The following is a 7964-nucleotide window of genomic DNA, read 5'->3' on the forward strand; positions in this document are numbered from 1 at the left end:
AGGTCCGGAACCTTCTGGAAACGCGCGGCTTCCTTGGCGAACTTCACCGCCATCTGGGTGCCGATCGTGCCGTATTTGGCGGCCAGCGCGTCGGTATCGTCGGTGATGTAGGTGTTGTTGATCCAGGCGACCCGCGCCGCATCGACGGAGAAGTCGGCGAGCTGCTTTTCGGCATTGGCGACGAACGCATCGGCTTCGGCCGCGGTCGGGGCGGCGGGCTGCTGGGCGACGGCACTGCCCGCGGCAAGCGCTGCCGCGACGGCGAGCGCCGAAATCATCATCCTCTTCATCGGAATCCCCTCATGTCCGTATGGTCGACAGTTGGCGCGCCGAGGCGCCGAAGGTCAACCCGCGAGGAACTCCGCAAGCGCCTCTCCCAGCTCCGGCTTCACCACTGCGCTCATATGGCCGCCGGGAACGAGTGCGAGTTGCCCATGCGGCAGCGCCTGGGCGAGCGCGGATGCCGAGCCGTTGTCGTCATCTTCTTCGCCGCACAGCACCAGCGTCGGCTGCTCGATGCCGCGGATCACAGATTCAGGCGTGTCGGTGAAAGTGTTCAGGATGTTGAGCAAGGCAACCGGATCGCTCTTGGTCGACTTGATGAAACCCTGCACATTGCCCTCGGGCGTGCCGGGGCGGAAGCTGCCCAGGTTGGTCAGCACATGCCGGAAATGGCCGGCGCGGCGCGACGTGTGGATCAGCCCCTCCAGCCCCATGCCGGAAAAGATCACGCGGCTTGGCTGCACGCCACGCGCAAGCATCCGCGCGACCGTGCGTGCGCCGAGCGAATAGCCGCCCAGATCGTAATCCGTGAGGCCGAGATGCGCGATCAGACCCAGATTGTCGTCGGTCAGGATATCGGCCGGATACAGCGCGGGGTCGTGCGGCGCATCGCTTTTCCCGTGTGCGCGAAGGTCCGGCATGATCACGCGGAAGCCCGCGCGCGCCACCTTCGCGGCATGGCCGAAACGAATCCAGTTCATGTCGGCCGAAGAGATATAGCCGTGGATCAGCACCACCGGCCGTCCCTCCCCCAGCTCGTGCCAGGCAAGACGGACGCCATCCGGGGCAGTGAAGAAGTGGGTTTTCGGGCTCATTCGGGCATCTTCCCCGTCGCCTGCACCCATTTATCGACCAAGACCTGATATTCGTCAGTCCGGATGCGTTTCAGGCCGGAGGTGTCCAGCCACGCCTCGTGCATGCTCTCTGCGCCGAAATGATGGACGGGCCGGTAGCGGCCGGGGTCATCGAAGCTGCCGAGGGTCAGGTCCATATTGTCGCTGCCTTCGAGGAAGGCGAAGCCGAGCGGCGTGCCGCAAATCGCGCAGAAGGGCCGCCGCGCGATCGGGGAGCTGTCGTACCAGTCCGGCTCGTCGCCCAGCCAGCGGACCTTGGCGCGCTTCACGCTCTTGAACGATGCCGCGAATCCGCCCGTCGCGCGCTGGCACATGCGGCAATGGCAGAGATAGGCTTCGTCGTTCTCGATCGCGACTTCGTAGCGGATTCGCCCGCACTGGCAGCCGCCGGTCACCGTTTCCATGCGCGCCTCCTCTTTCCGCCTGCCATGGCGGCACAAATGATCTGCATCAACGATTGAATAATAAGCATGTGCTATTATATGCGCGCGCCATGGCAGACACTCTCGGATTCCTGGTCGGCGATGTCTCGCGCCTGATGCGGCGCGCGTTCGACGTGCGCGCGCGCACGATCGGCGTCACGCGCCAGCAATGGCGGATGCTGACCACCCTTTCACGCCACGAAGGCGAGAACCAGGGGCGGCTGGCCGACCTGCTCGATGTCGAGGCGATCACTCTGTGCCGGATGGTCGACCGCCTTTCGGAGGCCGACCTGGTCGAGCGCCGCCCGGACCCAACGGATCGCCGCGCCTGGCGCATCTATCTGACCGATCGCGCGCGCCCGATTCTCGACGAGCTGCGTTCTCTCGGCGACGGTCTGATCGAGGACGCGCTCGATGGCGTGAGCGCGCCCGATCGCGACCGGCTGATGGCCCTGCTGGAACGCATCCGCACCAATCTCAACGACGAAAGAAAAGAAAAGGCCGCCGCAAATGGCTGACGCAGATCGCCCCATCATCGCCGAGCGCGAAATCGCCGCCCCCGCGGACGTGCAGGCGCCCGCCCCGCCCGAAGCCCAGGCCCAAAAGCCGAAGCGGGGCTGGTTGCGCATCGTCGCGCTCCTGTCGGTTCCGCTGATCATCGTCGGCGTCGGCACCTATTTCTGGCTGACGTCGGGCCGGTTCGTGTCGACCGACAATGCCTATGTCCAGCAGGACAAGGTGTCGGTCTCCGCCGACGTCGGCGGCCGGATCGTCGAAGTGTCGGTCCGCGAGAACCAGCACGTCAACCAGGGCGATCTGCTGTTCCGGGTCGATCCGGAGCCGTACCGCATCGCGGTCGAGCAGGCGCGCGCCGCCCTCGCCAACGCTCAGGTGAACCTCCAGACGCTCAGGACCGAATATCAGGGCAAGGGCGCCGATATCGAAGGCGCGCGGATCGCGATCCAGCAGGCGCAGGAGGATTTCGATCGCCAGGCGGCGCTGATGAAGCGCGGCTTTACCACCCGCGCCAACTACCTCAATTCGCAGCACGCGCTGCAGCAGGCGAAGGTCCAGCTGCAGAACGCGCAGGCCGAAGCGGCGCAGGCAAAGGCGAAGCTGCAGACGGGCGCCGCCGTTCCCGGCGAGAACCCGCAGATCGCGGCCGCGCGCGCGCAGCTCGACCAGGCGCTGCTGAACCTGAAGCGTACCGAGGTCCGCGCGCCGGCCTCGGGCACCGTCAGCCAGTCGGATCGGCTGCAGGTCGGCAACCAGATCGTCTCGGGCCTGCCCGCGCTCAGCATCGTCGTCGGCGATGAAACCTGGGTCGAGGCCAATTTCAAGGAAACGCAGCTGAATAAGGTTCGCGTCGGCCAGCCGGCGGAGATCGAAATCGACGCCTATTCCGGGCTGAAACTGAGGGGCCATGTCCGCAGCTTCGGCGCCGGCACCGGCTCCGAATTCTCGGTGTTGCCCGCGCAGAACGCGAACGGCAATTGGGTGAAAGTCACGCAGCGCGTGCCGGTGCGGATCGCAATCGACGAGGAGTCGCCGCGGCCGCTGCTGGCGGGCCTGAGCGCGGATGTGACGGTCGATGTCCGCGGCCAGCACTAACCCTGCGGCGGCGGATGTCGCCGCCACGCCGGTCGAACAACGGGGGCTGCTGACGATCGCGGTGATGCTCGCCACGATCATGCAGATCCTCGACACGACGATCGCGAACGTGGCGCTGCCGCACATGCAAACCTCGCTGGGCGCGACCGCGGACACCGTGACGTGGGTGCTGACCAGCTATATCGTCGCTTCCGCGATCGCGATCCCGGTGACGGGATGGCTCGCGGACCGGTTCGGGTCGCGCAACCTGTTCCTGGCGGCAGTCGCCGGTTTCGTCGCCGCGTCGATGCTGTGCGGCATCGCGACGAGCCTTGGCGAAATGGTGATCTTCCGCGTCTTTCAGGGCATCGCCGCGGCCTTCATCAACCCGCTATCCCAAACAGTGATGATGGACATCAACCCGCCCTCCCGCCAGGCGCGGGCGATGGCGGTCTGGGGCATGGGGATCATGGTCGGGCCGATCCTTGGCCCGGTGCTGGGCGGCTGGCTGACCGACAATTTCAACTGGCGCTGGTGCTTCTACGTCAACGTGCCGTTCGGCATCGTCACTTTCGCGATGATGTGGCTGCTGCTGCCCGCCAAGGCGCTCCGGCCCCGGCGTTTCGACATCTTTGGTTTCGCGCTGCTGGCGCTGGCCGTCTCCTGCTTCCAGATCATGCTCGACCGCGGCCAGCAGCTCGACTGGTTCGACAGCTGGGAAGTGCGGATCGAAGCCGGCATCGCGCTCGCCGCCGCCTGGATGTTCATCGTCCATATGGTGACCGGCAAGCACCCGATGTTCGATCGCGAGCTGTTCGCCAATCGCAACATGATCACGGCTTTGTTCTTCATGGTCGTGATCGGCGTGATCATGTTTGCGACGATGGCGTTGCTGCCGCCGATGCTGCAGCGCATCTGGGACTATCCGGTGATCGACGCCGGCCTGCTGCTCGCTCCGCGCGGCGTCGGCGTGCTGGCGACGATGTGGGTCGCGGGCCAGCTGATGGGCAAGGTCGATCCGCGCTGGCTGGTCGGCACCGGCATGGCGATCGCCGCGGTATCGCTGTGGGAAATGACCCAGTGGTCGCTGGGCATGGACTATCGCTGGATCGTCATTTCGGGCGCGATCCAGGGCCTCGGCATGGGCCTGGTGTTCATGCCGCTGAACCTGACAGCGTTCGCCACGCTCGACCCCAAATACCGGACCGAAGGCGCGAGCCTGCTGAACCTCTTCCGCTCGATCGGCGCGTCGGCCGGCATTTCGGTGGTGACGACCTTCCTCGCGCGCAACGTCCAGACCAGCCATTCGGACCTGGTCAGCCATATCACGCCGTTCAGCCTGCCCTCGATCGACCCGTCGGCGTCGGAACGGCTGGCGGGCGCGGGCGACGCCGTCATGGCGGCGATCGATGCCGAGATTAACCGGCAGGCGCTGATGATCGCCTATCTGGACGACTTCAAGATGATGGCGATCGTGACGATGTTGGCGGTGCCGCTGGTGATCTTCCTCCGCCGCCCGGGCAAGGCCGGCGGAGGCCCCCAGCACATGATCATGGAATAGTTCAGCCGAAGCCGTTGGCAAGGAAGCGCTCGGCGATCGCGGCGTGGAGCGCGGCACCGCGCGCCATCACGCTTTCGTCGAGCACCATGCGGTTGGAATGGAGCCCGCAGCAGCTCCGCCAGTCGCTGCCGCATTCAGAGGCACCCAGGAACGCCATCGCGCCGGGCACCTTCTCCAGCACGTAGGAGAAATCCTCCGCGCCCATAACCGGGGCGGGCATGGTGATCCAGGCGCCGGGCCCGAACACCTCCTCCACCGTCGCCCGCGCGAAATCGACCGCGCGCGGATCGCAGACGGTGGGCGGAAAGCCGGCCTCGAACGCGACCGTCGCGCTCGCGCCGTGGGCAGCGGCGATGCCCTCGGCGAGGCGCTCCAGCCCCTCCTGCACGGCCTTGCGCGTGCCGGGCGACAGGGTACGGATCGTGCCCAGCAGCGACGCGCTTTCCGGGATCACATTGTCGGTCGAGCCGCCCTCGATCTTGCCGATCGTGACCACCGCCGGATCGGTGACGGACACGTGCCGCGTCACCCAGGTCTGGATCGCCAGCACGATCTCGCAGGCGATCGGCACGGGGTCGAGCGCGTCGTGCGGCATCGAGGCATGGCCACCGCGGCCCTGCACCGTCACCTTGATTTTGTCGGCGGAGGCCAGCAGCGGCCCTGCGCGGCTGCTGAACACGCCGTGCGGCGCGTTCGGCATCACGTGCAGTGCGAACGCGGCATCGGGCAACGGATCGAGCAGCCCGTCCTCGATCATGTAGCGCGCACCGTGCCAGCCTTCCTCGCCCGGCTGGAACATGAACAGGACCGTGCCCTTCAGAGCCTCGCGTTTTGCACACAGCAGCTTTGCCGCGCCGACCAGCATCGCGACATGGCTGTCATGGCCGCACGCGTGCATCGCGCCCGCCGTGGCGGATGCGAAATCGAGTCCCGTATCCTCGTGCATCGGCAGCGCATCCATGTCGCCGCGCAGCAGCACGGTCGGGCCGTCCCCTCCCCCTTTCAGGACCGCGACAATGCCGGTGGTCGATCCGCCCTCGCGATATTCGAGCGGCAATCCTTCGAGCGCAGCCTTCACCTTCGCGGTCGTCTTCGGCAGCGAGAGTCCCAGCTCCGGCTCCGCATGGATCGCACGCCGAAGGGCGACGAGGTCGGGCAGGATCGCCTCTGCGTCTTTGGTCCAGTCGGCCGTGTGAATGGTCATGCGCGCTCTCCTGAAAGCGCCAGTCAAGCCGCTATGGCTGCGGAACGCAAGCACGCCCGTGGTGGCCGCTGCAGCCTCTAGCCCAGATGGCCCTGCTGCAAGGCCTTGAGTGCTGCCCGGGTTCTGTCGCGGGCGTCGAGCTTCAGCAGCAGATTGGAAACGTGGTTCTTCACCGTCCCTTCCGCCAGCGCCAGCAGATCGGCGATCTCCTTGTTGCTGTAGCCGGCACAGATCAGGTGCAGCACCTCCCGTTCTCGAACCGTCAGCGCCTCGGCGACATAGGTATCGGGCGAAGCCGAAGGAGCGCGGCGGATCGCGGCCATCAGGCTGTCGGTCATGGCGGGCTGAAACGCGGTCCGGTCGTCGGCAAGGGCGCGAATGGCCTCTGCCAGGTCTTCGAGCGACACGTCCTTAAGCATCAGACCTCTGGCGCCTGCCTTGATCGCCGCAATGGCGGCATCGCCATCCTCGAAGGTCGTCAGGACCAGCGTCGGCGGCAGCGTGCCCGCCTCGCGCAGAGCCTCCAGAACGGCAATGCCGTTCAGCCGGGGCATGCGGATGTCGAGCAGGAGAACATCCGGACGAAGCGCCGGAACTCTCTCCAGCGCCTCCTCCCCATCGCTCGCCTCTCCCACCACCTCTATGTCCGGCAGCAGTTCAAGCAGACCGCGCACGCCCTGGCGGACCAGCGTCTGATCGTCGACGAGGACGACGCGGATCATGCGGGTTGCGGCGCACGCGAGGGCAGCCAGGCATCGACGGTAAAGACGGAATCGCCACCCTTTCGCACCGCCAATCTGCCGCCGAGATGCTCCAGCCGCTCCCGCATCCCGAGGAGGCCCGAGCCCGGAGGGGAGGCAGCAGATCGCGGGCTGCCGTCGTTACGGGCCACCAACCGCACGCCTTCGCCGCTCGACGTCACCTGGAGCCACAGGTTCGAGGCACTCGCGTGCTTGACGGAGTTGGTGACGACTTCCTGGGCGCAGCGGATGAGCGCGTGAGCCTGGTCCGGGCCGACCATGACGTCGGGAGAAAGCTCCACATGGACGACCGGCGAAGGGATGCTCTGCGCAAGCGCCTCCAGCGCCTCCTTCAGGTCGCATCGTTCGGCCTCCCGCAAAGCGGAGACGACGTCGCGAACCTTGGCGAGGAGCGTGCGGGCGAGGCGCTTCGCCTGCATCACATGATCGTTCGCACGGCCGGACCCGGTCACATGGCTGGCGATCTCAAGCTGCAGCCCGAGGGCGGTCAACTCATGACCCCACGCATCGTGCAGCTCGCGCGAGATGCGCAAGCGCTCAGCATCGCGCGCCGTATTGGCGATGATGGCTTGGGCCGATCGCAACTCCCTGTTGGTCTGGGCCAGGGCTCGCGCCATCTCCGCTTCCCTTCGCAGCGCCTGCGCCGTGAAGACGAGCAACAATTGCAGCGCGAGAGAATTGCCGATCACCCAGCAGAAATCGGGATTCAGCGTCTGCGTAAGCGCAGCGACGATCGCCAGCGTCTGAAAACCGGCCCAGCCCAGCGCCTTGCCGGCCGTGGTTACCATGGCAACCTGCCAGGCGATGATGATGAGAAAATACGACATCTGCGCCCAGGGCACGGTGATCGCCATCGTCACGACCGCGGCGAGCTGGACGCACAACAACGTCCATTGAAGGCTCGGCCGCGGCCTCAGGCCCATCGCGGCGAGCACTGCCGCTCCGAACAGCGTGAAGGGGACAAGCCAATGGTCCGGCACGGCAGAACCGCGCACGGTCGCGCCGGTGATGAGCCGCTCCAGGACCGGCCAGCCCACGGCAAGCCACACAGCCAGCGCTGCGACGCAGAAAATCCAGTTATGCCAATGTCTGAACCGGCCTGTCATGGCGGACATGCTGTCATGAAGCGAGGCGCCTTACCATAGGCCGAAAGTCATGGTTTCGGAGCGGGACCTCCGGCACTTAATCGGGACGAGCGGAGAGAGGCACAGATGGCGGACCCAATGGAGGAAAAGACATGCTCCGGTCCGTCAGTGCCGCCATTCTGCTTGCGTCTGCGGCGCCCGCCAT

The 7964-nt window shown here is 66.2% G+C and carries 9 protein-coding genes; 3 read left to right on the forward strand and 6 right to left on the reverse strand.

Going from position 1 to position 7964, the window contains the following annotated elements; genetic code table 11:
* From VFT73_RS09125 to VFT73_RS09135, 3 genes are all read right to left on the reverse strand, one after another.
* On the reverse strand, positions 1 to 290 hold a 290-nt coding region (locus VFT73_RS09125), incomplete at its 3' end, for a M2 family metallopeptidase (RefSeq protein WP_326410109.1).
* 54 nt (positions 291 to 344) lie between these two features.
* A complete protein-coding gene (locus VFT73_RS09130) occupies positions 345 to 1097 on the reverse strand; it encodes an alpha/beta fold hydrolase (protein ID WP_326410111.1) in 753 nt (250 codons plus the stop codon).
* Positions 1094 to 1540 (reverse strand): GFA family protein, encoded by a 447-nt coding sequence (locus VFT73_RS09135; protein ID WP_326410114.1) that lies wholly within the window; start codon positions 1538 to 1540, stop codon positions 1094 to 1096. Before VFT73_RS09135 ends, VFT73_RS09130 begins: the two co-directional genes overlap by 4 nt.
* 89 nt (positions 1541 to 1629) lie before the next feature.
* Between VFT73_RS09135 and VFT73_RS09140 the strand changes: the two genes are divergently transcribed.
* From VFT73_RS09140 to VFT73_RS09150, 3 genes are read left to right on the forward strand one after another with little or no spacing between them, the layout of a single operon-like run.
* Complete coding sequence (locus tag VFT73_RS09140; protein ID WP_326410117.1) at positions 1630 to 2076, forward strand: MarR family transcriptional regulator; 447 nt, start codon at positions 1630 to 1632, stop codon at positions 2074 to 2076.
* On the forward strand, positions 2069 to 3169 hold the full coding sequence (locus VFT73_RS09145; RefSeq protein WP_326410119.1) for an HlyD family secretion protein: 1101 nt from the start codon (positions 2069 to 2071) through the stop codon (positions 3167 to 3169). The genes VFT73_RS09140 and VFT73_RS09145 overlap by 8 nt, the downstream gene beginning before the upstream one ends.
* Positions 3150 to 4709 carry a DHA2 family efflux MFS transporter permease subunit gene (locus VFT73_RS09150; protein WP_326410121.1) on the forward strand — a complete coding sequence of 520 codons (1560 nt, stop codon included), beginning with the start codon at positions 3150 to 3152 and terminating at the stop codon, positions 4707 to 4709. The genes VFT73_RS09145 and VFT73_RS09150 overlap by 20 nt, the downstream gene beginning before the upstream one ends.
* A 1-nt stretch (position 4710) precedes the next feature.
* Here the strand turns inward: VFT73_RS09150 and VFT73_RS09155 are convergent, their stop codons facing one another.
* The 3 genes from VFT73_RS09155 to VFT73_RS09165 all read right to left on the reverse strand — a co-directional run bounded on the left by VFT73_RS09155 (position 4711) and on the right by VFT73_RS09165 (position 7780).
* Complete coding sequence (locus tag VFT73_RS09155; RefSeq protein WP_326410123.1) at positions 4711 to 5913, reverse strand: M20 family metallopeptidase; 1203 nt, start codon at positions 5911 to 5913, stop codon at positions 4711 to 4713.
* A gap of 77 nt (positions 5914 to 5990) precedes the next feature.
* The gene (locus tag VFT73_RS09160) at positions 5991 to 6635 is read right to left on the reverse strand and encodes a response regulator transcription factor (protein WP_326410125.1); all 645 of its coding nucleotides are present in this window, start codon (positions 6633 to 6635) and stop codon (positions 5991 to 5993) included.
* Positions 6632 to 7780, reverse strand: a complete 1149-nt coding sequence (locus VFT73_RS09165) for a sensor histidine kinase (RefSeq protein ID WP_326410127.1) — start codon at positions 7778 to 7780, stop codon at positions 6632 to 6634. The genes VFT73_RS09160 and VFT73_RS09165 overlap by 4 nt, the downstream gene beginning before the upstream one ends.
* Positions 7781 to 7964 lie beyond the last annotated feature (184 nt).

The organism is Sphingomonas sp. (assembly GCF_035758555.1).
Classification (GTDB): Bacteria; Pseudomonadota; Alphaproteobacteria; order Sphingomonadales; family Sphingomonadaceae; genus Sphingomonas_B.

Bases quoted from the DNA above. Each gene is read 5' to 3' on its own strand.
- VFT73_RS09135 (WP_326410114.1), bottom strand. From the start codon at position 1,540: ATGGAAACGGTGACCGGCGGCTGCCAGTGCGGGCGAATCCGCTACGAA.
- VFT73_RS09130 (WP_326410111.1), bottom strand. From the start codon at position 1,097: ATGAGCCCGAAAACCCACTTCTTCACTGCCCCGGATGGCGTCCGTCTT.
- VFT73_RS09140 (WP_326410117.1), top strand. From the start codon at position 1,630: ATGGCAGACACTCTCGGATTCCTGGTCGGCGATGTCTCGCGCCTGATG.
- VFT73_RS09160 (WP_326410125.1), bottom strand. From the start codon at position 6,635: ATGATCCGCGTCGTCCTCGTCGACGATCAGACGCTGGTCCGCCAGGGC.
- VFT73_RS09150 (WP_326410121.1), top strand. From the start codon at position 3,150: ATGTCCGCGGCCAGCACTAACCCTGCGGCGGCGGATGTCGCCGCCACG.
- VFT73_RS09165 (WP_326410127.1), bottom strand. From the start codon at position 7,780: ATGACAGGCCGGTTCAGACATTGGCATAACTGGATTTTCTGCGTCGCA.
- VFT73_RS09155 (WP_326410123.1), bottom strand. From the start codon at position 5,913: ATGACCATTCACACGGCCGACTGGACCAAAGACGCAGAGGCGATCCTG.
- VFT73_RS09145 (WP_326410119.1), top strand. From the start codon at position 2,069: ATGGCTGACGCAGATCGCCCCATCATCGCCGAGCGCGAAATCGCCGCC.